At 65.2% G+C, this 24,709-nt stretch carries 24 protein-coding genes, 1 tRNA gene and 1 pseudogene; 12 read left to right on the top strand and 14 right to left on the bottom strand.

Going from position 1 to position 24,709, the window contains the following annotated elements:
* Positions 1–228: 228 nt before the first annotated feature.
* The 8 genes from ptsN to DY468_RS04620 all read right to left on the bottom strand — a co-directional run bounded on the left by ptsN (position 229) and on the right by DY468_RS04620 (position 7,166).
* On the bottom strand, positions 229–690 hold the full coding sequence (gene ptsN / locus DY468_RS04655; RefSeq protein WP_164602826.1) for a PTS IIA-like nitrogen regulatory protein PtsN: 462 nt from the start codon (positions 688–690) through the stop codon (positions 229–231).
* A 279-nt stretch (positions 691–969) separates the two neighbouring features.
* On the bottom strand, positions 970–1,575 hold the full coding sequence (gene hpf / locus DY468_RS04650) for a ribosome hibernation-promoting factor, HPF/YfiA family (RefSeq protein ID WP_164602824.1): 606 nt from the start codon (positions 1,573–1,575) through the stop codon (positions 970–972).
* A 58-nt stretch (positions 1,576–1,633) separates the two neighbouring features.
* Positions 1,634–3,280 carry an RNA polymerase factor sigma-54 gene (gene rpoN, locus DY468_RS04645; RefSeq protein WP_164602822.1) on the bottom strand — a complete coding sequence of 549 codons (1,647 nt, stop codon included), beginning with the start codon at positions 3,278–3,280 and terminating at the stop codon, positions 1,634–1,636.
* A 203-nt stretch (positions 3,281–3,483) separates the two neighbouring features.
* A complete protein-coding gene (gene lptB / locus DY468_RS04640) occupies positions 3,484–4,449 on the bottom strand; it encodes an LPS export ABC transporter ATP-binding protein (protein WP_164602820.1) in 966 nt (321 codons plus the stop codon).
* 180 nt (positions 4,450–4,629) lie between these two features.
* Positions 4,630–5,307 (bottom strand): LptA/OstA family protein, encoded by a 678-nt coding sequence (locus DY468_RS04635; RefSeq protein WP_164602818.1) that lies wholly within the window; start codon positions 5,305–5,307, stop codon positions 4,630–4,632.
* 8 nt (positions 5,308–5,315) lie between these two features.
* Complete coding sequence (gene lptC / locus DY468_RS04630) at positions 5,316–6,056, bottom strand: LPS export ABC transporter periplasmic protein LptC (RefSeq protein WP_164602816.1); 741 nt, start codon at positions 6,054–6,056, stop codon at positions 5,316–5,318.
* A 229-nt stretch (positions 6,057–6,285) separates the two neighbouring features.
* A complete protein-coding gene (locus DY468_RS04625) occupies positions 6,286–6,900 on the bottom strand; it encodes a ribonuclease D (RefSeq protein ID WP_164602814.1) in 615 nt (204 codons plus the stop codon).
* A gap of 181 nt (positions 6,901–7,081) precedes the next feature.
* A tRNA-Leu gene (locus DY468_RS04620) sits at positions 7,082–7,166 on the bottom strand.
* 159 nt (positions 7,167–7,325) lie between these two features.
* Between DY468_RS04620 and DY468_RS04615 the strand changes: the two genes are divergently transcribed.
* Positions 7,326–8,291, top strand: coding sequence for a complex I NDUFA9 subunit family protein (locus DY468_RS04615; protein ID WP_164602812.1), 966 nt, complete (start codon positions 7,326–7,328; stop codon positions 8,289–8,291).
* Between the two features lie 87 nt (positions 8,292–8,378).
* Here DY468_RS04615 and DY468_RS04610 read toward each other — a convergent pair whose 3' ends face one another.
* Positions 8,379–9,185, bottom strand: a complete 807-nt coding sequence (locus DY468_RS04610) for an undecaprenyl-diphosphate phosphatase (RefSeq protein ID WP_164602810.1) — start codon at positions 9,183–9,185, stop codon at positions 8,379–8,381.
* 199 nt (positions 9,186–9,384) lie between these two features.
* Here DY468_RS04610 and DY468_RS04605 point away from each other — a divergent pair, with 199 nt between their 5' ends.
* Positions 9,385–10,077: a glutathione S-transferase family protein gene (locus tag DY468_RS04605; protein WP_164602808.1), complete on the top strand. Its 693-nt coding sequence runs from the start codon at positions 9,385–9,387 to the stop codon at positions 10,075–10,077.
* Positions 10,026–11,231, top strand: coding sequence for a tRNA epoxyqueuosine(34) reductase QueG (queG, locus tag DY468_RS04600; RefSeq protein ID WP_349644244.1), 1,206 nt, complete (start codon positions 10,026–10,028; stop codon positions 11,229–11,231). The genes DY468_RS04605 and queG overlap by 52 nt, the downstream gene beginning before the upstream one ends.
* Before the next feature lie 154 nt (positions 11,232–11,385).
* Here the strand turns inward: queG and DY468_RS04595 are convergent, their stop codons facing one another.
* Positions 11,386–12,171, bottom strand: coding sequence for an alpha/beta hydrolase (locus DY468_RS04595; RefSeq protein ID WP_164602804.1), 786 nt, complete (start codon positions 12,169–12,171; stop codon positions 11,386–11,388).
* Positions 12,172–12,495: 324 nt separating this feature from the next.
* Between DY468_RS04595 and infC the strand changes: the two genes are divergently transcribed.
* The 6 genes from infC to pheT all read left to right on the top strand — a co-directional run bounded on the left by infC (position 12,496) and on the right by pheT (position 18,489).
* Complete coding sequence (gene infC, locus DY468_RS04590) at positions 12,496–13,035, top strand: translation initiation factor IF-3 (protein ID WP_349644245.1); 540 nt, start codon at positions 12,496–12,498, stop codon at positions 13,033–13,035.
* A gap of 302 nt (positions 13,036–13,337) precedes the next feature.
* Positions 13,338–13,538 carry a 50S ribosomal protein L35 gene (rpmI, locus tag DY468_RS04585; protein WP_013499886.1) on the top strand — a complete coding sequence of 67 codons (201 nt, stop codon included), beginning with the start codon at positions 13,338–13,340 and terminating at the stop codon, positions 13,536–13,538.
* Between the two features lie 89 nt (positions 13,539–13,627).
* Complete coding sequence (gene rplT, locus DY468_RS04580) at positions 13,628–13,987, top strand: 50S ribosomal protein L20 (protein ID WP_114356651.1); 360 nt, start codon at positions 13,628–13,630, stop codon at positions 13,985–13,987.
* A gap of 142 nt (positions 13,988–14,129) precedes the next feature.
* Complete coding sequence (gene pheS, locus DY468_RS04575) at positions 14,130–15,212, top strand: phenylalanine--tRNA ligase subunit alpha (RefSeq protein ID WP_164602801.1); 1,083 nt, start codon at positions 14,130–14,132, stop codon at positions 15,210–15,212.
* A gap of 237 nt (positions 15,213–15,449) precedes the next feature.
* Positions 15,450–15,932, top strand: coding sequence for an endonuclease domain-containing protein (locus DY468_RS04570; RefSeq protein ID WP_164602862.1), 483 nt, complete (start codon positions 15,450–15,452; stop codon positions 15,930–15,932).
* A gap of 145 nt (positions 15,933–16,077) precedes the next feature.
* The gene (pheT, locus tag DY468_RS04565) at positions 16,078–18,489 is read left to right on the top strand and encodes a phenylalanine--tRNA ligase subunit beta (RefSeq protein WP_164602799.1); all 2,412 of its coding nucleotides are present in this window, start codon (positions 16,078–16,080) and stop codon (positions 18,487–18,489) included.
* Positions 18,490–18,496: 7 nt separating this feature from the next.
* On the opposite strand, the gene DY468_RS04560 is transcribed toward pheT, so the two are convergent.
* A complete protein-coding gene (locus tag DY468_RS04560; RefSeq protein WP_164602797.1) occupies positions 18,497–19,954 on the bottom strand; it encodes a flavin monoamine oxidase family protein in 1,458 nt (485 codons plus the stop codon).
* A gap of 349 nt (positions 19,955–20,303) precedes the next feature.
* Here DY468_RS04560 and DY468_RS04555 point away from each other — a divergent pair, with 349 nt between their 5' ends.
* Positions 20,304–21,188 carry a YiiX/YebB-like N1pC/P60 family cysteine hydrolase gene (locus DY468_RS04555; protein WP_164602796.1) on the top strand — a complete coding sequence of 295 codons (885 nt, stop codon included), beginning with the start codon at positions 20,304–20,306 and terminating at the stop codon, positions 21,186–21,188.
* A 15-nt stretch (positions 21,189–21,203) separates the two neighbouring features.
* On the opposite strand, the pseudogene DY468_RS24740 reads toward DY468_RS04555, so the two are convergent.
* Positions 21,204–21,407: pseudogene (locus DY468_RS24740) on the bottom strand (thermonuclease family protein); the annotation flags it as partial.
* Positions 21,408–21,499: 92 nt separating this feature from the next.
* On the opposite strand from DY468_RS24740, the gene DY468_RS04550 reads away from it, so the two are divergent.
* Positions 21,500–22,171, top strand: a complete 672-nt coding sequence (locus DY468_RS04550) for a hypothetical protein (protein ID WP_164602794.1) — start codon at positions 21,500–21,502, stop codon at positions 22,169–22,171.
* A gap of 78 nt (positions 22,172–22,249) precedes the next feature.
* Here the strand turns inward: DY468_RS04550 and DY468_RS04545 are convergent, their stop codons facing one another.
* Together DY468_RS04545 and DY468_RS04540 are read right to left on the bottom strand one after the other, a co-directional pair.
* Positions 22,250–22,822, bottom strand: coding sequence for a thermonuclease family protein (locus DY468_RS04545; RefSeq protein ID WP_164602792.1), 573 nt, complete (start codon positions 22,820–22,822; stop codon positions 22,250–22,252).
* A gap of 88 nt (positions 22,823–22,910) precedes the next feature.
* Complete coding sequence (locus tag DY468_RS04540; protein WP_164602790.1) at positions 22,911–23,129, bottom strand: DUF1674 domain-containing protein; 219 nt, start codon at positions 23,127–23,129, stop codon at positions 22,911–22,913.
* A 156-nt stretch (positions 23,130–23,285) separates the two neighbouring features.
* On the opposite strand from DY468_RS04540, the gene DY468_RS04535 reads away from it, so the two are divergent.
* On the top strand, positions 23,286–24,638 hold the full coding sequence (locus tag DY468_RS04535; protein WP_164602788.1) for an RsmB/NOP family class I SAM-dependent RNA methyltransferase: 1,353 nt from the start codon (positions 23,286–23,288) through the stop codon (positions 24,636–24,638).
* The last annotated feature ends 71 nt before the right edge of the window (positions 24,639–24,709 follow it).

The following is a 24,709-nucleotide window of genomic DNA, read 5'->3' as shown; positions in this document are numbered from 1 at the left end:
TTGGGCTGTGAGGACTTGGATGAACATCGAGCGCCGCGCCGCATCCCGAGCGGACAGCTCGTTCCGATCATCGATGCGGCGTCTCGTTGGCCGGTCACTATCGGAGACGTGTGGCCGGAGATCCGATACTCGGATTGAGATAGCCGGACGCGGGTGCTTGTTCGGGAAACCGCGTCGCCCGCACCAAATTGGTCGGTCGGCGGAAGGCCGATCAATCGGCCTCGGCGGTCAGGCCGCGGTCGCAGGCGGCAGTGCCAGCACCGAATAGATCGCCTGGGCGTCGCGCGAGGCGCGGAGCTTCTTGGCGACGTCCTGATCGCGCAGCAGACGGGCGATCCGTGCCAGTGCTTTGAGATGATCGGCGCCCGCGCCTTCCGGCGCCAGCAGCAGGAAGATCAGGTCGACAGGTTGGCCGTCCATCGCTTCGAAATCGATCGGCCGCTCCAGCCGTGCAAACAGTCCGAAAAGCTTTTCCAGCTTGGGCAGCTTGCCGTGCGGAATCGCCACCCCGTAGCCGACCGCAGTGGTGCCGAGCTTCTCGCGCTGCAGCAGCACCTCGAAGATCGAGCGCTCGTTCTGGCCGGTCAGTTCGGCGGCACGCGCCGCGAGTTCCTGCAGCGCCTGCTTCTTGCTGATCACCTTCAGCGCCGGGACGACGGCCTCGGGCGCGACAAGATCCGTAATCGTCATCAGGCGTTCCGGGGGTGTTGGTGCGGTCCGGGGTGTGAAATAGGACAGCGGTGGGTTGCGTCAAGCGTTCGATCCGGAAAGCGGTCGCGCGATTTCCCCATCGCGGTCAAAACGCTTCTGGATTCATGATCCTAACTTAAGTCTAGCATTCCTGCCGGCGGCCGTAAAATGGCGCCGGTGGTCCGCCGAAACGCGGCGGACCATAGGCAGAGCGTTGCAAGGGCGTCAATGCCTTGCGCGTGGTGCGGCTGCGGTCTTCCCGCGTGACGTTTCGGCGCGTCAGTTGGCGCCGTTCGGCACCGGCGGATCGATCCAGCCGATATTGCCGTCCGCGCGGCGATAAATGATGTTCACGCGGCCCGAGCTGCCGTGCAGGAACACCACCACCGGTGCACCGGTGAGGTCGAGTTCGACCACGGCCTCGCTGACCGACATCCGCTTCATCGCGGTGGTGGATTCGGCGATGATCACCGGGTTGTAGGCGTCCTCGGGATGTTCCTCGTCGCCGGGCGCTTCGATGACGTAGCTCGGCACGTCCATCAGCGTGCTGAGATCAGCCAGGGCATTCGCTTCGGCATGCGCCTTGCGGGCGGAGCGATCCTTCAGACGGCTCTTGTAGCGACGCAGCCGCTTCTCGATCTGCGCCAGCGCCTGGTCGGCGCTGACATAGGCATCGGCGGCGTTGGACTCGGCCTCGAGGGTGATGCCGGAATCGAGGTGCAGCGCACAATCGGTGCGGAAGCCGAAGCCGTCCTTGCTGAGCGTGAAGTGTCCCGAATAATTCCCATCAAAATACTTGCGCAGCACCTCCTCGGTGCGCTCGCTCACGCGGCCGCGGAGCGCTTCGCCGATGCTGATGCTCTTGCCGGATATCCGGATAGTCATGGGGATTACCTCGATTCGTCTTAGGGGATCTGACAGTAGTCAGAGCAGGGTGGTGCAATCAAGCCGGGGCGGTGTCGCGGGACCGGCTCGCGGCCGCCGACTGCGTGCCGAGCATGTTCTGCTTGTCGCGGCGGCGCTGCACTGAAGATGGGATGCGCATCGCTTCGCGATACTTCGCGACGGTGCGGCGTGCGATGTCGATGCCGGCTGCACGCAGCCGTTCGACAATAGTATCATCCGACAGGATCGCTGCCGGATCCTCGTCGTCGATCAATTGCCGGATCTGGTGACGCACGGCTTCGGCCGAATGCGCTTCGCCGCCGTCGGCGGAAGCGATCGACGCGGTGAAGAAATACTTAAGCTCGAAAGTGCCGCGGTTGGTCGCCATGTATTTGTTGGCGGTGACGCGCGACACGGTCGATTCGTGCATCTGAATCGCGTCCGCCACGGCCTTCAGGTTCAGCGGCCGCAGATGCTTGACGCCATGGGTGAAGAAGCCGTCCTGCTGACGCACGATCTCGGTCGCGACCTTGAGGATGGTGCGGGCGCGTTGGTCGAGCGCGCGTACCAGCCAAGTCGCATTCTGCAGGCAGTCCGAGAAGTACGATTTGTCGCCGTCCTTGCGGATCGTCTTCGACAGCTCGGAATAATACGTCTGGTTGACCAGCACCTTCGGCAGCGTGTCGCTGTTGAGTTCGACCAACCAGCCGCCATCCGGGCCGGGACGAACGAACACGTCGGGCACGATGGTTTGAACCCGCGACGAGCCGAACTGCAGCCCCGGCTTCGGATCCAGATGACGAATCTCGCCGATCATGTCGACGAGGTCTTCGTCGTCGACGCCGCAGATCTTGCGCAAGCTTGCGACATCGCGCTTGGCGAGCAGATCGAGATGTTCGACCAGCGCCTGCATGGCCGGATCGTAGCGGTCGCGCTCACGCAGTTGAATCGCGAGGCATTCGCTCAAGTTGCGCGCGCAGATGCCGGGCGGGTCGAAAGTCTGCAGAATCTGCACCACCGCTTCGACATCGGCCTGGCTGGCGCCGAGCCGGTCGGCGGCATCGCCGAGATCGGCCGGCAAGTAACCGGCGTCGTCGACCAGATCGATCAGATACTGCCCGATCAGGCGATGCGACGGAGTCGTTACCGCGACCGCAAGCTGTTCGGCCAAGTGATCGGCGAGCGACAATTCGGCGGCCACGAAGGCTTCGAGATTGTAGCCCTCATCCGATGAAGCCCCGCCGCCCCATTCGGTATAGGACGCCGGCGCGCTGTCCTGCGCGGCGCGGGCTGCGGCTTCGGCGGGCTCTTCGGGAAAAACGTTCTCCATGCCGGTATCGAGCGTCTGCTCGATATCGCTGCGGCTCCCGAGATCGCGGTGCATCCATTCTTCGGCGCCCGGCTCGAACGCACCGGCGCTGGAGGCGTCGGTAAAATCGGACGAGCCTTCGCCACCGCTGTCGTCACCGGCGCTGGCACCGAAGTCACCGCCGCCGTCGGCGCCCTCTGCCGCCGCTTCGCCGGCGACCGGCGTTTCAGCGTTGTCGCCGGCGCGATCGAGCAACGGGTTCTTCTCGATCTCGTCCTCGACGAAAGCCGCCAGGTCGAGATTCGACAACTGAAGCAGCTTGATCGCCTGCATCAGTTGCGGGGTCATCACCAGAGACTGAGTCTGGCGGAATTCGAGACGTTGCGTCAGCGCCATGGTGGCCAGAAACGGTAGTTGGTCCGTTTCTTGCTTACGCCTTTCCAGGCCGGTTGTACACGTCTTGACGGATGGGAAATTTGGAGTAGAGGCGGCGTCGCTTCGATCTGCCGCAGGTGTCGGTATCTTGGTGGGGCGACCCCGTATTTCTATCAGTCCGACCCGAATATCATGGACCGTCCCGCCTCAAACCGCAACCGGTATCAGAGCCGGAACTCCTCACCGAGGTAAAGCCGTCGGACGTCCGGATCATTGACGATCTCTTCCGGGGTCCCTTCGGTCAGGATTTCGCCCGCGTACACGATGTAGGCGCGATCGGTGAGGCCGAGCGTTTCGCGGACGTTATGGTCGGTGATCAGCACGCCGATACCGCGATTAGTCAGATGGCGCACCAGATCCTGAATATCGCCGACCGCGATCGGATCGATGCCGGCGAACGGTTCGTCGAGCAGCATGTAGTTCGGTCGGCTCGCGAGCGCGCGGGCGATCTCGACACGGCGACGCTCGCCGCCGGAGAGTGCGATCGACGGCGATTTGCGCAAGCGCTCGATGTTGAATTCCTGCAGCAGATTGTCGAGCTGCGCTTCGCGCTTGCGCCGGTCGGGTTCGACGGCTTCCAGCACCGCGCGGATGTTCTGTTCGACAGTGAGGCCGCGAAAGATCGAGGCTTCCTGCGGCAGGTAACCGATGCCGAGCCGCGCGCGCTGATACATCGGTAGCTTGGTGACGTTGTGGCCGTCGAGTTCGATGGCGCCCCGATCGGCCTTGATCAGTCCGGTGATCATGTAGAACACCGTGGTCTTGCCGGCGCCGTTCGGACCGAGCAGGCCGACCGCCTCGCCGCGGCGAACATAGATGCTGACGCCGCGCACGATCTTGCGGGTGCCGAAGCTCTTTTCGATGCTGTGGACCGCCAGGTAACTGGATGCTGGCGCCGGCTGCGGTGCGGCCGCCTGCGGGGCTGCGGCGCGGCGCGGCGCGGCCGTTGCGGCCGGTTGCCGCTGCGGAGCGTCGTAGGCGTCATTCCGCGTGACCGGCGGCGCATCTCGGACCGGTGCGGTCAAGAGATCGCCGACCGCGGCGCCATACCCGGTGATTCCATTCTGCGCGGCTGCGGGCCCGGGAGTTTTCGGGCTGCGCCGACTGAACATGCCGCGAAGATCCACCATGCAGTTACCAAACCTGTCCCATGATCTGCCGCTCCGCCATCGTCCGGGCTGGAGTACCGGTGTCATGTGCTGGCACTGCGCGGACGCAGCGAGGCTGCGGGGGCAGTGCACTCCGGTCGCTGTTACAGGCCGGCGGCATCCGGTTCAACATCGGTGGTCCTTGCTGGCGTTTCCGGCCGGTCACTTCGGCTTGCTCGGGCCGCTCTGGGGCACGAGCGGCAACGGACCTCCGCCTCCGCCGCTGGCATTGGCTCCGGACGACTGAAACAGCCCCTGCACCCGGCCGCTGTCGGATTCCACCCGCGACACGCCGGTGGTCATGTCGACCAGCAGCCGGTCGCCGCGCACCACGTTGCGCGCCTGGGTCAACACCACGTTGCCGGTCATCGTCACCAGGTTGGTCTTGGTCTCGAACACCGCCTTGTCGCCGGTGACGACCTGGTCCTTCTGGGTGACCACGACGTGGCCCTTGGCTTCGAGCCGCCGGATCGAAGAGGCGCCGTCCGGGCCCGGCGCGGCCGCCGGCATCGGTTTGCCCTTGGCGCCCTTCGCCGGCGTCTGATCCTGGTCGTAGAACACCACCAGCGTCTGCGACGTCATCGTGGTGTCGCCCTGCACCACTTTGACGTTGCCGGAGAACGTCGCCTCCTTGTTCTTGTCCCGCACTTCCAAGGTGTCGGACTCGATCTGAATCGGCTTGTCCCGGTTTTGCGAGAAGCCCTGCATCGCGTTCGGCACGCCCTGCACGGCGCTCTGCGCCGCAGCCGGCACGATGCCGCCAACGGGCAGAACAAACAGCGCGGCACTGGCCAGCGCGGCCGGGCCACGAAGCCGACGAAACCAAACGGCAATGTGCATTGTCGAGATCACCTCGCGACGGCCCGCTGGCCGGAATTGGGGGCCGCCCGCTGCTTGGTCGGGGCGGGCGGCGGCGCTGGCTGCGCAGCGGCGGCCGGTTCTCCGAGCGAGGCGTTGTCGAGGTTCATCACCACGCCGCCCTCGAACCGGATCAGGTCGCCTTTTTCGGTGATGCGCATCCGCTGACCTCGCAGCGTGCCACCTTCCCATTTCACGTCGACCGGCGCGTCCGAGGTGACGGTGCCTTTGCCCATGTCGACATCCGCCTGGGTCATCCACGCTTCGGTGCCGGTGGAATTGTGCAGATAGACGTCCTTGTTCAACTTCAGAAGCTGCGCCTTGGTCTGAAACTGGCCTTCGCGCGACTCGATGATGACGGTCGACTGGTCTTCCGACTGCACCTTGGCGCGCAGCGTATGCAGATCGACGTGGTCCTGGCTGGTCAGGTCCTGGGTCGCGGTGCGGGCCCACATCTCGTAGGGGCGGCCGTCATTGGTGAAGCCGGCCAGATGCGGCGCCTCCATCGTGATCTTGGTGCCCGAGACCACCAGATCGCCGATGTCGAGCGGCAGTTTCGACAGATAGCGGAACGGGTTGAACACCGAGATCGCGACGATCACGGCCATCGACAGCACCACGACCAGCGGCACCGCGATCCGCAGCGTGCGCACCAAGCGGCTGTGGCGCGCCGCTGCCGCGAAGCGCGCCTCCATTCCGGCCTGATAGGACGACAACTGAACCGCCGTCACCGCTGCTCCCGAACTCGTTTCGCGCTTGTTACGGAGCGGTGGGCTCCGTCCTCCGCAATGCCGCTTGGCGGCGCGGACTCCAGTCTGCAACACACCGTTAAGTTTATCTTAATCACCCCGGCCGGGGAGGACCATGGCCGGATGGGCCCATCAGACGGACGAGTATGACCGAAACGCGGCGCAGGGCGTTGCCGAAGCGCCTGAACCGTCGATCGGGCCCCCGAACCGGTCACGAATGAGCGAAAATATCCTCTTCGCTCCAGCCGTCGAGGTCGAGCCGGGCGCGGACGGGGAGGAAACCGAAGCAGGCGGCGGCGAGATCCGTGCGATTTTCCCGCGCCAGCATGGTGTCGAGCTTGTCGCGCAGCGCATGCAGATGCAGCACGTCGGAGGCCGCATAGGCGAGCTGCGCGTCGCTCAGGGCGTCGGCGCCCCAGTCACTGGACTGCTGCTGCTTCGACAGATCGACGCCGAGCAGTTCGCGCACCAGATCCTTCAGGCCGTGGCGGTCGGTGTAGGTGCGGGTCAGGCGCGAGGCGATCTTGGTGCAGTACACCGGCTGCGGCATCACGCCGAACGCCTTGTAAAGCGCCGCCAGATCGAATCGGGCGAAGTGGAAGATCTTCACCACGGCCGGATCGCCGAGCAGCTTCTTCAGATTCGGCGCATCGGTCGCACCTTGCGGAATCTGCACCACATCGGCGCTGCCGTCGCCGTTCGAAAGCTGCACCACGCACAGCCGGTCGCGATGCGGATGCAGCCCCATCGTCTCGGTGTCGATCGCCACGGAATTCGTATAGCGGGAAAGATCCGGCAGGTCGCCGCGATGCAGGCGGATCGTCATGTGTCGCAAACCCTTGGGCCATGGAGGAGGGCGCCGAACGCCCCGAATCGGCCGCTCAACCTATCGCCCCGTCCGGCGCGACGCGAGAGGCGCCGCCACCTGGCGGTGGACGCCTCGACCCGAGGTCTTTGACGACCGAGGTCTTTGACGGATGTCGATGTGAGGAGAAGGGCGTGGGCAATGGTGCCCAGGAGAGGACTCGAACCTCCACGGTGTTACCCACTGGTACCTGAAACCAGCGCGTCTACCAATTCCGCCACCTGGGCCCGGGGCGCTTGATAGGGATGCGTTACGGAAAAGTCAAATGGCTTCCGCCGACCAAATGCGCTGTACAGGGAAAGGTTGATGACGTAACGCGAAACCGCCAGAATGTCCGCGAATTCCCGGACGTCACAAGACGCTCTTTGCGATCAGGATCAGCCCGCATGACTTCGAATATCGACACGCTCGTCACGGTTTTCGGTGGCTCCGGCTTCCTCGGCCGGCACGTCGTCAGCGCGCTGGCGCGCCGCGACTATCGGATTCGGGTCGCGGTGCGTCGGCCGGAGCTGGCGGGTCATCTGCAGCCGCTCGGCCGGGTCGGCCAGATTCACGCCGTGCAGGCGAATCTGCGTTACCCCGAATCGGTCGCGGCCGCGATGCGCGGCGCGCATGTGGCGATCAATCTGGTCGGCATTCTCGCCGAGGGCGGCGCCCAGAAATTCGATTCGGTGCAAGGCGCCGGAGCCGCCAACGTGGCGCAGGCAGCCGCGTCCGCCGGAGCCCGGATGGTGCACGTCTCGGCGATCGGCGCCGATCCGGAGTCGCCGGCGCGTTATGCCCGCAGCAAGGCTGCCGGCGAACAGGCGGTGCTCGCCGCTATGCCGCAGGCCACCATCTTCCGTCCGTCGGTGGTGTTCGGTCCGGAAGACCAGTTCACCAATCGCTTCGCCGCCTTGGCGCGGCTGTCACCGGTGCTGCCGCTGGTCGGCGCCGACACCAAGCTGCAGCCGGTCTATGTCGGCGACGTCGCCACCGCGATCGCCGATGCGGTCGATGGTCTCGCCAAGCCGGGCGCGACCTACGAACTCGGCGGTCCGGAACAGCTGACGATGCGCGAAATCATGCGCATCATTCTGCAGACCACCGATCGCAATCCGCTGCTGGTGCCGCTGCCGTTCGGTCTCGCCAGCCTGCAGGCGATGCTGCTGCAGTTCGCGCCGGGCGCCTTCAAGCTGACGCCGGATCAGGTGCGGATGCTCGAGGTCGACAACGTGGTGTCGGAAGCCGCCAAGACGGCGGGGCTGACGCTGCAGGGGCTCGGCATTCAGCCCGATTCGCTGGAGGCGGTGGTGCCGTCCTATCTGTGGCGGTTCCGCAAGACCGGACAGTTCGCGCGTCGGCCTGCTTAAGCGGCGACCGCGCCATCGAGAAAGGCCCGCCAGCGTCTGCGGCGGGCCTTTGTTTTTTGCGTGCGGCTTCGGCCGATATCCGGACGATTACATCCCGAGCGCCAGCGCGATCAGTCCGAGCGTGCCGACGATCACGCGCCACCACGCGAACAGTTCGAAGCCGTGGCGGGTGACGTAGTTCAGGAAGGTTTTCACCACGACGATCGCGGTGATGAACGACACCACAAAGCCGATCGCCACGATGGTGAGATTGTCCGCGGTCATGTCGGCGCGGTTCTTGTACATGTCGTAGACGAACGCCCCGACCATGGTGGGGATCGCCAGGAAGAACGAGAATTCGGCCGCCGAGCGCTTGTCGGTGCCGAGCAGCATCGCCGCGACGATGCTGGCGCCCGACCGCGACACCCCCGGAATCATCGCCGTGCACTGCGCGCAGCCGATGTAGAAGTAGGTCAGCAGCGGGAACGCGGTGGCGTCGTGATAGCGGGGCTTCAGGTCGAGCTGGTCGACCCACAGCAGGATTGCTCCGCCGACGATCAGCGAAAAGCAAACGACCCATGGGTTGAACAGATAGTGCTTGATGTAGCCGCCGAACGCCGCGCCGATCACCGCGGCGGGCAGAAACGCCACCAACACGCCGATCACGAAACGCTGCGCGGCCGGATCGGAGAACATTCCGGTCGCGATTCGCCACAATTTCACGAAATACAGCGCCAGAATCGCCAGAATTGCTCCGAGCTGGATCAGCACCGCGAAGCTCTTCCAGAAGCTGCCTTCGCCGAGGTTGAAGAACCGCTCTGCCAGCAACAGGTGGCCGGTCGAAGACACCGGCAGGAATTCGGTGACACCCTCGACGATGCCGAGAATGACGGCTCTGATGATATCGGTGAGCATGGAATTGTCCGCTGCAAGGGATCGGGTGCCCGCAAGGCCGGCCCTTGTCGCCTATTCCCCCAGGGGTCGCAACGTCAAAAATGCGCCTTTCGGTGCCTTGCGTCCGCGTCGCATGAGACTAGTTTGGCCGCCTCGCGAAGGGCCGTTTCGTTGCAATCCGCCACGGTTTGTTAAGCTCTTCGAAACTATCTAGGACAGCATGTACACCCTATTCCACCACCCGTTCTGCCCGCTGTCGCGGTTCATCCGTCTTGCGCTTGGGGAACATGGTCTCGATCTCAGATTGGTGGAGGAGCGGTCCTGGGAGCGTCGAACCGCTTTCCTGGCGCTGAACCCGGCTGGAACCACGCCGGTGCTGGTCGCGGAGGGGCGGCCGCCGGTTCCCGGCGCCGGAGTGATCACGGAGTTTCTCGACGAGGTGCACGGCAGCGAGCTCGGCGACCGCCGGCTGCTGCCGCAGTCCACCGCCGAGCGGATCGAGGTGCGGCGGCTGCTGTCGTGGTTCAACGACAAGTTCTTCGAAGAGGCCTCGGGCCCGCTGATGACCGAGCGCATCTACAAGCGCTTCATGAGCGAAGAAGATGGCGGCGGCCCGCCGGCGATGGACGTCATCCGTGCCGCCAACGCCAATGTGCGCTACCATCTCGCCTATATCGGCTGGCTGGCGCGCACCCGGAACTTTCTCGCCGGTGATCGCATGACCTATGCGGATCTCGCCGCGGCGGCGCATCTGTCGGCGATCGACTATCTGGGCGATGTGCCATGGATCGAGGACGAGGCGGCAAAGGCTTGGTACGTCAGGATCAAGTCGCGGCCGTCGTTCCGTCCGCTGCTGAGCGAGTGGTTGGCGGGCGTGCCGGCGTCGCGCACCTACGTGGATCTGGATTTCTGAACACCGCCGGCGGTCAGCCCGCATCGGCCGAACCCGGCTATGTGTTGAAGGAGCGGCTCGCCGAACAGGCGCGCGCGCTCGGCTTCGACGCATTGGGAATCTGCGCGCCGGACTCGATTCCCGAAGCCCCGGCGCGACTGCGCGCCTTTCTCGACGCTGGTTATCACGGCGACATGGCCTGGCTCGCCGATCGCCCCGAGCGGCGGTCCGATCCGCGGGTGATGTGGGGCGAGGTGCAAAGCGTCATCCTGCTCGGCTTCAATTACGGCCCCGACGTCGACCCGCGCGGTGTGCTGACCCGGAAGGATCGCGGCGCGATCTCGGTCTATGCGCAAGGCGACGATTATCACGACGTGATCAAGGCCCGGCTGAAGCAGTTCGCCCGCTGGCTGATCGCCACCGCCGGCGGCGACGTGAAGGTGTTCATCGACACCGCCGCGGTGATGGAAAAGCCGCTGGCGCAGGCCGCAGGTCTCGGCTGGCAAGGCCGGCACACCAATCTGGTGTCGACTGGCCGCGGCTCCTGGATGTTTCTCGGGGCGGTGTTCACCACGCTCGATCTGCCGCGGGACGCGGCCGAGCGCGATCATTGCGGCTCGTGCCGCGCCTGCCTCGATGCCTGCCCGACCGCAGCATTCCCCGCGCCGTACCGGCTCGATGCCCGGCGCTGCATCTCGTATCTGACGATCGAGCACAAAGGGCCGATCCCGCGCGAGTTTCGCACCCGCCTCGGCAACCGGATCTACGGCTGTGACGATTGTCTGGCTGCCTGTCCGTGGAACAAGTTCGCCCAGGCCGGGCGCGAGGCCAAGCTGGCCGCCCGCGACAGCCTGCGGGCGCCGGTGCTCGGCGAGCTGGTGCGTCTCGACGATCCGGCGTTTCGTGCGCTGTTCACCAAGTCACCGGTGAAGCGCATCGGCCGCGACCGCTTCGTCCGCAACGTGCTGATCGCGATCGGCAATTCGGGGGACAGCGGGTTGGCGTCAGAGGCCGAGCAGATGCTCGCCGATCCGAGCCCGACCATCCGCGGCGCTGCAGTCTGGGCGCTGGCGCAGCTGCAGCCGGAGCGCTTCGCTGGGCTGAAGGAAACGCATCTCGGCTCCGAGGCAGATGACGGCGTGCGGGCGGAGTGGGACGCGGGCGCTGCTGAGTAGGGCGCTACCCTAAAAGATCGTCATCCCTCGCGAAGGCGAGGGATCCAGTATCCCAGGGCGCCCATGAACCGACCTCTCTGGAATACTGGTTCGCCCGCCTGCGCGGGCGAGGACGATGTGTGATGTGGCTGGACGAGGTCGGCGGGCCCTGCCGTCAGCCCAGCTCCTCGACCGCGGCCAGCATCCGGGCGATGTCCTGCGGGCGGCTGAGGCGGTGGTCGCCGTCCTGGATCATGGTCAGGACCACGTCGTCCGTCGGCAGCCGCTCGGCCAGTTCGAAGGCATGGCGCCACGGCACGTCTTGGTCCTGTTTGCCCTGCAGGATGCGCACCGGGCAGCCGACCTCGATCATGCCGCCGAGCACGAGGTGATTGCGGCCGTCTTCGATCAGCGCCTTGGTGATCGGGTAGGGCTCGCCGTATTCCGAGGGGCGGTGCCAGACACCCTTGGTCTCGATCTCGGCGCGAATCTCGGGTGAAAACCCCTTCCACATCAGGGCTTCGGTGAAATCCGGCGCCGGCGCGATCAGCACCAGGCCGGCCAGACTGGCGGCCTGTTCGCCGCCGCGGCGGCGCAGTGCGCGAGCCAGCAGCAGCGCCATCCAGCCGCCCATCGACGAGCCGATCACGATCTGCGGGCCGCGGCAGTAGGCGTCGAACACTGCCAAGCTCTCTTCCAGCCAGCGGCCGATCGTGCCCTCGGCGAAGCTGCCGGAGGATTCGCCATGGCCTGAATAATCGAACCGGACGCAGGCCCGGCCGCGGGCTTCGGCCCATTGGTCGAGCTCGGTCGCCTTGGTGCCGGACATGTCGGAATTGAAGCCGCCGAGCCAGAACAGGCCGGGGGAGGCGCCCGGCCGGGGCCGGACCGCGATCCGCCGCGGGGCGGCGCTGTCGCCGACGGTGATGAACTCCGGCGCCGGTTCGGATGATTTTGTCATGGATCAACAACCTCGTTGCCGGGTTGGTTTGCAGTACCCGGAGAGGCGCCGTCAATGCCGGGCGTCTCCCGCGGCGGCGTGCGGTGCCAAGGTGCTGCGCGGCGAAACAACGGGCTTCATTTATGCGGAAGTCGGCTTGCCGGTCGGCGGTTCTTCCGTCACACTGCACGCGGATCAGAAGGGCATTGACCCTGGTGTCGACACGCGGGATGGTTTTGCGTCCGGTCGCGCTTCGACCTATATGAAAGTGCGTGATCCGATCAGCAGCCGTTCTGCCGCGATCCATTGTTCGCCGTCAACGTTCACAAGTGTGGAGAAGCACCCATTCGCCGTCCCAACAGAGCGCCGCCCCCCGTAGCCAAGGACGGGCCGCGCACCAACGATGAAATCCGCAATTTCGAGATCCAACTGATCGACCAGACCGGTGTGAACCAGGGCAAGGTCGAGACCATTGTCGCGATCAAAATGGCAATGGATGCAGGCATGGATCTGGTGGAGATTTCGCCGACCTCGTCGCCGCCGGTCTGTAAGATCATGGACTACGGCAAGTACAAGTATTCGGCGCAGAAGAAGGCCGCCGAGGCGCGAAAAAAGCAGAAGATCGTCGAGATCAAGGAGGTCAAGCTCCGCCCGATGATCGACGACCACGATTACAACGTGAAGATGAAGGCGATGCAGCGCTTCTTCGAGGAAGGCGACAAGGTCAAGATCACCTTGCGCTATCGGGGACGCGAAATGGCTCACCAGGAGATCGGCACCAAGCTGCTCGAAAAGGTGAAGAACGACGTCGCCGAAATCGCCAAGGTCGAGCAGGACGCCCGTTTCGAAGGCCGTCAGGTCGTCATGGTGCTGGCGCCGCGCTGAGCCGGATCCGGTTTTCGATTTCAGGACGAACAAGGCCCGCCAGTTGATCCGGCGGGCCTTTTTCTTGAGGCGGCCGGGCTGCCTCCGGTGCGGGCTGCGGCCTTTACACGTTGCCAACCGGCCTCCGCTCTGCCATAAGCGCAGCCTTCGTCGCCCGGCTGATCAAGGGCTGCCGTGGCGATGGTCCTGCCGATCTCGTTGCTTTCGGGCAAAAGGTCGTGCGATTTCAACGCTCTAACGAGCATGTCCGCCGCCGCTGAGCGCCTCCTGGGCGCTTTTCGCGCGTGGCAAAGGAGAGCCAAATGCCCAAGTTGAAGACCAAATCGGGCGCCAAAAAGCGCTTCAAAGTCACAGCCACCGGCAAGGTGGTGTCCGCCCAGCGCGGCAAGCGCCACGGCATGATCAAGCGCACCAAGAAGCAGATCCGTCAGCTTCGCGGCACCCGCGTGATCTTCAAGACCGACGGCGACAACATCAAGAAGTACTTCTTGCCGAACGCCTGACCGTTCTGGCCGCGCTCCGCGCGGCAACCTCATCATCGGGCCGCGTCCGCGCGGCCAAGCAAACCCAATTCAGATGAAGGAGATCAGTCATGGCTCGCGTCAAACGCGGTGTGACGGCTCACGCCAAGCATAAGAAGGTCTACAAGCTCGCCAAGGGCTATCGCGGTCGTCGCAAGAACACGATCCGCACCGCCAAGGCCGCGGTCGACAAGGCCGGCCAGTACGCGTTCCGGGATCGCAAGCGCAAGAAGCGGACGTTCCGCGCGCTGTGGATTCAGCGCCTCAACGCCGCTGTGCGCCCGCTCGGCATGACCTACAGCGTGTTCATCAACGGTCTCGCCAAGTCGGGGATCGTCGTCGACCGCAAGGTGCTGTCGGATCTCGCGATCAACGAGCCGGCGGCGTTCCAGGCGATCGCCGAGAAGGCCAAGGCCGCGCTCGCGGCCTAATGCATTCGAGGCCGCGTCTGCGGCCCGAATGGCCACCGGGTTGACCGTCATCGCCGGGCTCGACCCGGCGATCCATCTTTTCGAGAAGCGATGGATGCCCGGGTCAAGCCCGGGCATGACTTCTTGAGGGGAACGGCGGCTCATGTCCAATCTAGCAAATCTTCAATCCCAAATCCTCGCCGACATCGCCGCCGCGTCCGACGAGGCCGCGCTGGAAGCGGTCCGTGTCGGCGCGCTCGGCAAGAAGGGCTCGATCTCGGCGCTGCTCGCCACGCTCGGCAAGATGGACCCCGAGCAGCGCAAGACTGAAGGCGCGGCGATCAACCTTGCCAAGGACGCGGTGGCGCAAGCGCTGGCCGCGCGCCGCGACGTGCTGAAGGCTGCCGCGCTCGACGCCAAGCTGGCGGCCGAGACCATCGACGTCACGCTGCCGATGCGTGAGCCGTCGGCCGAAGCCGGCCGGCTGCATCCGCTCAGCCAGGTGTGGGACGAAGTCACCACGATCTTCGCCGACATGGGCTTCGCGGTCGCCGAAGGTCCGGACATCGAAACCGACGACTACAACTTCACCAAGCTGAACTTCCCCGAAGGCCATCCGGCCCGGGAGATGCACGACACCTTCTATTTCAACCCGAAGGAAGACGGCTCGCGCCTCTTGCTCCGAACCCACACCTCGCCGGTGCAGGTGCGGACCATGCTGAGCCAGAAGCCGCCGATCCGTGTGATCTGTCCCGGCCGCACCTATCGCAGCGACAGTGACCAGACCCACACGCCGATGTTCCATCAGGTCGAAGGGCTGGTGATCGACAAGGGCAGCCATCTCGGCCACCTGAAGTGGATCCTGCACGAGTTCTGCAAGGCGTTCTTCGAGGTCGACAACGTCAACATGCGGTTCCGGCCGTCGTTCTTCCCGTTCACCGAGCCGTCGCTGGAGGTCGATATCCAGTGCCGCCGCGGCAAGGACGAGATTCGGTTCGGCGAGGGCGAAGACTGGCTCGAGATTCTCGGCTGCGGCATGGTGCACCCCAACGTGCTCACCGCCTGCGGCCTCGATCCCGACGAGTATCAGGGCTTCGCCTGGGGCATGGGCATCGACCGTATCGCGATGCTGAAATACGGCATGAGCGACCTGCGGCAGTTGTTCGAAGCCGACGTGCGCTGGCTCAATCACTACGGCTTCAAGCCGCTCGACATCCCGACGCTGGCGGGCGGATTGAGTTCGTGAGCTCGGCGAGCGCTGGCGCCGTGCGCGGCGCAAGTGCCCTCACCCCAGCCTTCTCCCGCAAGCGGGAGAGGGGGCAGGCTGCGGCTCACGGGAGCTACGCGACTGAACTCGGACGCTGATAGTTGAAAACGATCTGTTGTTGAAATGATTGAAGCCCTCGCAACGCCGCACGGCGAACTCCCTCTCCCGCTTGCGGGAGAGGGTTGGGGTGAGGGCGACGCGGGCATGGAGATCGCGATGGACGATCCGAAGCAGCCGAGCTGGAACGTCTCCCCGAGCCAGCGCCGGCACGCGCGCGAGCTGCGCAAGAAGTCGACCGATGCCGAGCGGCTGATGTGGGGCGAGCTGCGCGACAAGAAGCTCAATGGGTTTTCGTTCAAGCGGCAGGTGCCGATCGGGCCGTTCATTGCGGATTTCGCCTGTCACGCGAAAAAGCTGGTGGTCGAGCTCGATGGCGGTCAGCATTTCTCGGACGACAGTGAGCGCGAAGATGCGGCGCGCACCGCGGAGATCGAGGCGCGCGGATTTCGGGTAGTCCGCTTCAGCAATGCCGAGGTGATGGGCAATCGGGACGGGGTGTTGCAGAGCATTGCGACCGAGCTTGCGGCAAGGGCCCTCACCCCAACCCTCTCCCGCAAGCGGGAGAGGGAGCGCGCCGAGCGGGCGGCGAAGCAGCGACCTGCACGCACGCAGCGCCCGTCATCAGACCATTTGGACTAACCATATGACCCGCAGCCCCTCCATTCGGCACGGCCGGCTCCCTCTCCCGCTTGCGGGAGAGGGGTGGGGTGAGGGCGACGCGGGCACTGTTTCGACAATTCAGCACGGCGCGTCTTTCCGCGCTGCCAGACGGAAGTAACAACCGATGAAACTCACCCTCTCCTGGCTGAAAGATCATCTCGACACCGACGAGACGCTCGAGAAGCTCGCCGACAAGCTCACCATGATCGGGCTCGAGGTCGAGGGCATCGAGGACAAGGCGAAGGCGCTGGCGCCGTTCACCATCGCCAAGGTACTGACCGCCGGCAAGCATCCCAACGCCGACAAGCTGCAGGTCTGCACCGTCGATGTCGGTGACGGCGGCGCACCGGTGCAGGTGGTGTGCGGTGCGCCGAACGCGCGCGCCGGTCTCGTCACCGTGTTCGCGGCGCCGGGCACCTACATCCCGGCGAAGGATTTCACGCTCGGTATCGGCAATATTCGCGGTGTCGAGAGCCGCGGCATGTTGTGCTCGGCCGCCGAATTGCAGATCTCCGACGACCACGACGGCATCATCGAGTTGCCGGCCGATGCGCCGGTCGGCGCCGCCTATGCGGCCTGGGCCGGGCTCGGCGATCCGGTGCTGGATATCAACCTGACGCCGAACCGGCAGGACTGCGCCGGCGTGCACGGCATCGCGCGCGATCTCGCCGCCGCCGATATGGGCAAGTTCAAGGATCCCGCCATCAAGCCGGTCAAGGGCGAATTCCCGTGCCCGGTCAGCGTCACCGTCGAAGACAGCAAGCTGTGCCCCGGCTTCGCGCTGCGGCTGGTGAAGGGCGTCAAGAACGGCCCGTCGCCGGAATGGCTGCAGAAGCGTCTGACCGCGATCGGCCTGCGCCCGATCAACGCGCTGGTCGACATCACCAACTACCTGACGTTCGATCGCTCGCGCCCGCTGCATGTGTTCGACGCCGCCAAGGTGAAGGGCAATCTGGTGGTGCGCCGCGCTCACGATGGCGAGACGCTGCTGGCGCTCGACGGCCGCACCTACACGCTGGATTCGTCGGTCTGCGTGATCGCGGACGATCACGGTGTCGAGTCGCTCGCCGGCATCATGGGCGGCGAGTTGTCCGGCTGCTCGTCCGAGACCACCGACGTGCTGATCGAATCGGCGCTGTGGAACGAAATCAATATCGCCCAGTCCGGCCGCAAGCTCGGCATCAACACCGATGCGCGTTATCGCTTCGAGCGCGGCGTCGATCCGGCCTTCATGCTGCCGGGGCTCGAACTGGCCACCAAGCTGGTGATGGAGTTCTGCGGCGGCACGCCGTCGGACGTGGTGGTGGTCGGCAATCAGTTCGCCGATGACAAGATCATCGACTTCCCGCTCGCCGAGGTGAAGCGGCTCGCCGGCATCGAAGTGTCGCTGACCGAGGTCCGCCGTATCCTCAACCACCTCGGCTTCGCGGTTGCGGGTCAGGCGCCGGTGGTGAAGGTCGCGGTGCCGTCGTGGCGCAGCGATGTTCACGGCAAGGCCGATATCGTCGAAGAAATCGTTCGGATCGTCGGCGTCGACAAGGTGCCGCTGACGCCGTTCGAGCGAGGCGATGCCCCGCGCAAGCCGGTGCTCACCCAGATGCAGACCCGCACCCGCCGTGCCAAGCGTGCGCTGGCGGCGCGCGGCCTGACCGAGGCGGTGACCTGGTCGTTCATCTCCAAGCCCGCTGCCGAAGCGTTCGGCGGCGGCCAAGCCGAATTGGCCCTCGCCAATCCGATCGCGTCCGATCTGTCCGACATGCGGCCGAGCCTGCTGCCCGGCCTGATCGCCGCCGCCCAGGCCAACGCCGACCGCGGCTCGCCCGACCTCGCGCTGTTCGAAGTCGGGCAGGTGTTCAAGGGCGACCTGCCGAAAGATCAGTTCATGGCTGCGAGCGGTGTCCGCCGCGGCGTCGCGTCCTCCGCCGGCCTCGGCCGGCATTGGTCGGGTTCGGCGCAGGCGACCGCGCTCGATGCCAAGGCCGATGCGTTCGCGGTGCTGGCCGCGGCCGGTGCGCCGATGGCGGGTCTGCAGATCGCCACCAACAAGCTGCCGGCCTGGCTGCATCCGGGCCGCTCCGGCGCGATCCAGATCGGGCCGCAGAACGTGCTTGGTTACTTCGGCGAATTGCATCCGCGGGTGCTCGAACAGCTCGGTGCCGACGGTCCGCTGGTGGCGTTCGAAGTGATGCTGGAGAAGATCCCCGATCCGAAGCAGCGGCCGACCCGCGCCAAGCCGGCGCTGGAATTGTCCGCGTTCCACCCGGTGTCGCGCGACTTCGCCTTCATCGTCGATCGCAAGGTCGCGGTGGCCGACATTGTCCGTGCCGCGCAGGGCGTCGACAAGAAGCTGATCACATCAGTCAGCGTGTTCGACGTCTATGAGGGCAAGGGCATCGACCCCGACAAGAAGTCGGTGGCGATCGCGGTGACGCTGCAGCCGCGCGACAAGACCATGACCGATCAGGAGATCGAGGCGGTCGCGGCCAAGATCGTGGCGGAAGTCACCAAGAAGACCGGCGGCAGCCTGCGCGGCTAAAGGCCGGTCAGCGCCACCACGACGACGCGCCGCTCGCGGTCGCGGGCGGTCGCTGTTCGCGGCGGGGCTTCGGCTCGCGCCGCGGCCTCTGTTTCCCTGCGGGCTTCTCGGGCGCCGGCTGCTTGATCGCGCCGATCTTCTTCAGTGCGGCCTCGGCGGCTTGCTCGCCGGATTCCCAGGCGCCCTGCACGGTGCCGAACAGGGTTTCGTGGGTGGCTTCGCCGGCGAAGAACAGATTGCCGAGCGGCTCGCCCAGCACCTTGCGCGACGGCTGGCCGCCCGGCTCCGCCGCCGACATCGCGCCCAGCACGTAGGGCATCTCGTTCCAGCGCGTTGCCGCTTTGCGCTCGACGGCGCCGGCGATGTCGCTGCCGAACAGCTTGCCGAGCCATTCGATCGCGAAATCCTGCATCGCTGCTTCGCCTTGCGCGGCGAGCTGGCGCCCGAACGAGCCGGCGACGTCGACCGTGCACAGCGACGAGCCGCCGATATTGCCGACCAGCGTCGCGGTGCGGATGTCGTCGGCGCGTTCGATGATGGTCTCGTCGCGCGACAGCCCGAGCGGATTGCCCTTGAACTGCAGCGCGATGCGGTCGGCGCTGCCGAGGCTTAGCCGCGCGGCGGCGTCGAGCTGCCGCTTCGGCAGGTCGGGAGAGAACGCCAGATTACCCGAGGTCAGCACGTTGGTCGATGCGGTGACGATGATGGCGCGCGCGCCGATCCGGCCGGATGCGGTTTCGACCGCAAGATCACGCCCGCTCCAGACGATCCGCTTCACCGGGGTCGACAGCGCAACCGGCAGCGACGCTGCAAGCTGCGTCAGCAGGCTGCCGATGCCTTGCGGGCAGCCGATCAGCGCGGTGCGATCCAGCGTCCGCGCGGCATCCATCGCCGACAGCGCGCGCAGGTCCTTGCTGGTGGTCGCAGGCCCCAGCAGATAGTCGATCGTAGCCGTCCAATCGCCGAGGTCGTTCGGCATCGCGGCCGCGCAGGAGATGTCTGTCTTGCCGCGTGCGGCCTCGCTGATCGCCCGGCTGGCGCGGACGTAAGTGGCCAGCAGGTCCTCGGTCTCGCGCGAGCGGGCGTTGCGTCGCCCGATCCGGATCTTCTGGCCGGGGGCGACCGGCGTCACCGCGAAGCCGGAGCTGCGCGCCAGCCGGACCAGCGGGTTACTGTCGGGATTGTGCAGCCAGCGCGCGCCGCGGTCGAACGGCGCCGCAAAGCTGGTGGTATCGGTCAGGCAGCGTCCGCCGACCTGCGAGGCGGCTTCGACCACGATCACCTTGCGGCCGGCCGCCGCGATGCGCCGCGCCGCCGCGATGCCGGCGGCGCCGGCGCCGACCACGACGACCTCCGCCTCGCGCGGCAGAGCAGCGCTCGCCCGGCCCGCCAATGCAGGCAGCAACGCTAGGCCGGCGGTGGCGCCGAGCAGGCCCTCGAGCAGGCTGCGTCGCGAAATCGTCATGGCATGGTTTCCGGAAGCTTGAAGGCGGCCGAGACGATCGAGCCGTCCGGCGCAAAGCCGCCGGCGCGGGACGTGTCTCGGAGAGTAACGGCACGGCGCTGCGCGACTGTGGCCAATCTATTGAACTCCGTCGCGTTTCGCGTCGTCCGCAGAGCGTTTCGGCGGCGCCGCAAGGCGCTGCCGCTGCCGTCAACTTGCCGGAATCGCTGCGAGCCGGCAACCGTTCGTGGTGAACGATGCGTAACCGCGCGAGGAACCAGATGAACTAAACTGCAACGGCTTTGCTCGACGATCATCGACGAACAAAATGTGACGATGTCGCAGCAATGATCCCCGCAGGAGCGCAGCAATGGGTGTGGTGCTCGAAGCCATCGGCAAGTTGATCGCCAGCTACTTGCAGAAGGAAGAACCGGGTTACGAGCCGTTCACCCCGAGCGATCCCGACCACCTCCGCACCATGATGGAGCCGGGTGACGTCTTGCTGGTCGAGGGCAACAGCCGGATCGCCGGCATCATCAAGTATCTGACGCAATCGACCTGGTCGCATGCCGCGCTCTACGTCGGGCCGATCGACGGCGTCACCGAGCCGGACGGCGAGCCGCATGTGCTGGTCGAGGCCAATATCGGCGAGGGCGTGAGTTCATCGCCGCTGTCGCGGCATCTGGCCTATCACACCAGGGTCTGCCGTCCGGTCGGTCTGTCCTACGAGGATCGCCATACGGTGTGCCGCTACGCGATCAATCGGATCGGCTTCGGCTACGATACCAAGAACATCATCGACCTGATGCGCTATCTCGTTCCGATGCCGGTGCCGCAGCGTTGGCGGCGGCGCATGATCGCGCTCGGCTCCGGCGACCCGACCAAGATCATCTGCTCGGCGCTGATCGCCCAGGCGTTCGAGGCGGTGCGCTATCCGATCCTGCCGAAGATCACCAAGGCCGGCAGCCGGGCGGCGCGGCGGGAGATCCTGCAGATCAGGCATTCGTCTCTCTACATGCCGCGCGACTTCGACATCTCGCCGTACTTCGAGGTGGTGAAGCCGACCATCGTCAACGGCTTCGACTACACAACGCTGCACTGGGCGGACAAACCCAAGCCGCTGGTCGACGGCGATGGTCTGTTACAGAGCGCCATCGAAGCTGCTCAACCGGCGCCCTCGATCGTGCCGGAAGCGGCAGAAGCCGACGGAGTGCTCGACGGCCCCGCGACCGCGAAGGTCAGCGCGGTCGCCTGAGCGGGGCGTGCCGCATCAACGCGTGTCGCACCAGCCCAGCCGATGCCCGCCGCCATAAGCGCGGACGTGGCCGCTTTCGAGCAGCGCGCTGGAGACGTTGGCGGTCCGCCTGGTGGCGACGTCGGCGACGACGCGGCCCTGATACTTGTCGGGCCCGATGTTGTAGATCGCGACCTCGCCCTCGGCGAGCAGCCGGCGTGGTGCGTTCCTGGCGGCTTTAAATCGCGGCCTAGATTTTATCTTTGATACAATTTACGTTCGCTTATTCGCAAGGCGTTTGACCCCATTTGAAGAGTCCGATTGGCTGAACGATGGTTATTGTTCCTAAGTCCGATGAAGAGCAGCTATTGGAGTTGGAGACGGCCTTGGTCCATATTTCTGCTTTGGCGAGGCATTTTCACGAAAGGCGGGAAGGGCATTATCTCCTTGGCATAGTAACGCAGCTTCGCGCACTCGTTGGATTCGACCCAACAGGAAAGTCGAAGACCTTGCGGCCCTTGCTGCTTAATCAGGCCGATAAATTCGGCATCGAGCTTTCGCTATTCTCAAGGCCTCCCAAGCCCCGTAAAGCTGAGCCAAATTTGGTTGGTAGTATTATTGGTTATAAGACTTGGTCCGTGCTGCCCGGAGGTGATTTTTGTCGGTACACATTGCGTGATAGGCTATTAGTACGCGCGTATTACAATGATGTAACGCGAGAATATGATAATCGAAATCGTTTGATACGTGACATGGCAAACAAGAGTGCGGCGCACTACGATGATCATGTTTCTGGATTCGCCGATTCAATTCGGAGGAGTTCGGGAAGCAATTATACTGGTGAACAGTTCTTTGTCATCGATACTTCGAGCGCCATTTACTATTTGGGTGTTCGATTCATCAGGACGATGAGGGCCCTAATCGATGGGCGCGATCCCGCCAGCGATGAAAGCATTAGGGGCTTGGATACAGAATTCCAGGATCTAAAAATTTCAATGATTTGATTTAAGTGTCCGGCGTTCATTGATCGATTCGTAGTCGATCAATGTCTTTGTTCGCTTCCAATTCGAAGATTGTAGACTTCATTTATCGCCGCACCATCCCAGCCGATGCCCGCCGCCATAAGCGCGGACGTGGCCGCTTTCGAGCAGCGCGCTGGAGACGTTGGCCGTGCGTCTGGTGGCGACGTCGGCGACGACGCGGCCCTGATACTTGTCGGGCCCGATGTTGTAGATCGCGACCTCGCCCTCGGCGAGCAGCCGGCGCAGCGCTTCGGTCGCAGCCTCTGCCATCCGCAATTCGCGGGCGCATTGCGCCTTCAGCTCCGGCGCGTCGATGCCGCGCAGCCGCACCCGTGTGCGCAGATCCGCCCCCGGCCACAGATGCACCGTCGCATCGAAGGTATCGCCATCGATCGTATACAGCACGTCGACCGAATGGCGTGTGGTCGGATTGCCGGCGCGTCGCCACACCGTCTCGCTGTCATTATCGAGGCCCTGCGATGGAGGCGGCTTCAACCAGGACAGATGCAGCCAATGCCGTGCGGGCAGCATCGTGCCGGCCGCAACCCCGAGCACGAACACCCACGGCCACAGCCGGCTGCGCCACGGCAGTCGCGAGATTCGTGGCCGGTTCGTTCTGAAATTCGAGGGCATGTTGCTGCAATGGGTCGAGTCGGGAGGCGAAGCAACCAGGACTGCAGGGTGGGATTGCGGAATAACCCGCAGGTTGTGGCACCTCGTCTCAGAAGTCCGACGCGATGCCTTTGACTTCCCAGTCGCCATAGCGGGTCGGCTCGGGACCCTTCGGCCCCTGAACCTCTTTGGCCCGCGCCTCCGCCTGCCGGGCAGCCTCGATGCGGCGCGCTTCGGCCTCGGCAAGCGCGCGTTTGGCGGCTTCCGGCAGATCCTTGCGGGGAGGGGCGGCCGCCGGTGTCGCGGCATGCGGATCGGATTCGGTCATCGGCAGACGCCTTTCTGTTCACAGGGCAGACACGGATCACCGCTGTCGTGGAACGCGGCGGCGATTCTTACATTTGGCATATTCAACTGCCATTCACGGCAGACCGGCGCGCAGCATCGCGCGGCGCCTCTCCTCGTGCTGTGATACCCTCGATTCATGCCTGCTCCAAGATTCGCCCAAGCTTCCGAGGTGCCCGGCCTCGCCGCGCGCCGTATCGCCGCGGACATTCTGGACGGGGTGCTGCAAAAGCGCCGGATGCTCGACGACCAGCTCGAAGGTCCGGCCGCGCATCCGGGGCTGAAGACGCTGTCGGATCGCGATCGGGCGCTGATGCGCCGGCTGGTCGCGACGATCCTGCGCCGGCTTGGAACGCTGGAAGGACTGCTGGCAAGGCTGCTCGATCGCGGCGTGCCGACCGATGCGCCTCGCGCCAAGAGCGCGCTGTTGATCGGCACCGCGCAGATCCTGTGGATGGAGGTGCCGGACCACGCTGCAGTCGATCTGTCGGTGCGGCTGGTACAATCTGACCGCCGTGCTGCGAAATATGCCGGGCTCGTCAACGCGGTGCTGCGACGTTGCGCGCGCGAGGGTCTGCCGCTGGTCGAAGAACTCGCCGCTGCGACTCCAGATGTGCCGCAGTGGCTGCTGGCGCGCTGGAGCGCGCATTACGGGGAGGAGACGGCCCGCGCGATTGCGGTCGCGATCAGCCATGAGCCGTCGCTCGATCTCACGGTAAAGTCCGACGCGCCGCATTGGGCCGCGCGGCTGCACGGCGAAGTCTTGCCGACCGGCACCGTCCGCACGCTGCTGCAGGGTTCGGTGCGGATGCTGCCAGGCTTCACCGAGGGGCAATGGTGGGTTCAGGATGCGGCGGCGGCATTGCCGGTGCGTCTGTTCGGCGATCTTCAGGGCAAAGCCGTCGCCGATTTGTGTGCGGCGCCGGGCGGGAAGACCGCGCAGCTCGTGTCGGCCGGTGCGCGGGTCAGTGCGATCGATCGTTCGCCTGCGCGTGTGGCTAGGTTGCGTGAAAACCTTGCGCGGCTCTCGCTCGACGCCGAAACCGGCGTGGCCGATGCGGCGGAGTGGCGCAATGGCGCCGCAGCGGATTTCGACGCCGTGCTGATCGATGCGCCGTGCGCGTCGACCGGCACCATTCGTCGCCATCCCGACGTCGCTTGGCTGAAGCAGGAGAGCGACATCGGCGCGCTCGCTGCGGTGCAGGACCGACTGCTGAAGAAGGCGGTGTCTTTGCTGCGGCCCGGCGGCACGCTGGTGTACTGCACCTGCTCGCTCGAACCCGAGGAGGGCGAGCAGGCGATCGCGTCGCTGCTGGATGCGGAGCCGTCGATGCGCCGGGCCCCGGTCGATCCGGCCGAAGTGGCAGGACTCGCCGACATCGTGACCGCGGACGGCGCGCTCCGGACTCTGCCGTGCCATTTGCCGCACAGCGATCCACGGCTCGCCGGATTCGACGGCTTCTACGCGGCGCGACTGGTGAAGTCGCTGTAAAATCAGCCAATTGACCCGCTGCCAGGACGTGGCGCAGCAGCGCCTGTCCACATTCGTCTATCGCCAGGGTG

Origin of the sequence: Rhodopseudomonas sp. BR0M22, assembly GCF_010907035.1 — a bacterium.
GTDB lineage: Bacteria > Pseudomonadota > Alphaproteobacteria > Rhizobiales > Xanthobacteraceae > Rhodopseudomonas.
Note: the sequence above shows the minus strand (reverse complement) of the source record. Positions and strands in the feature narration are given on the sequence as shown.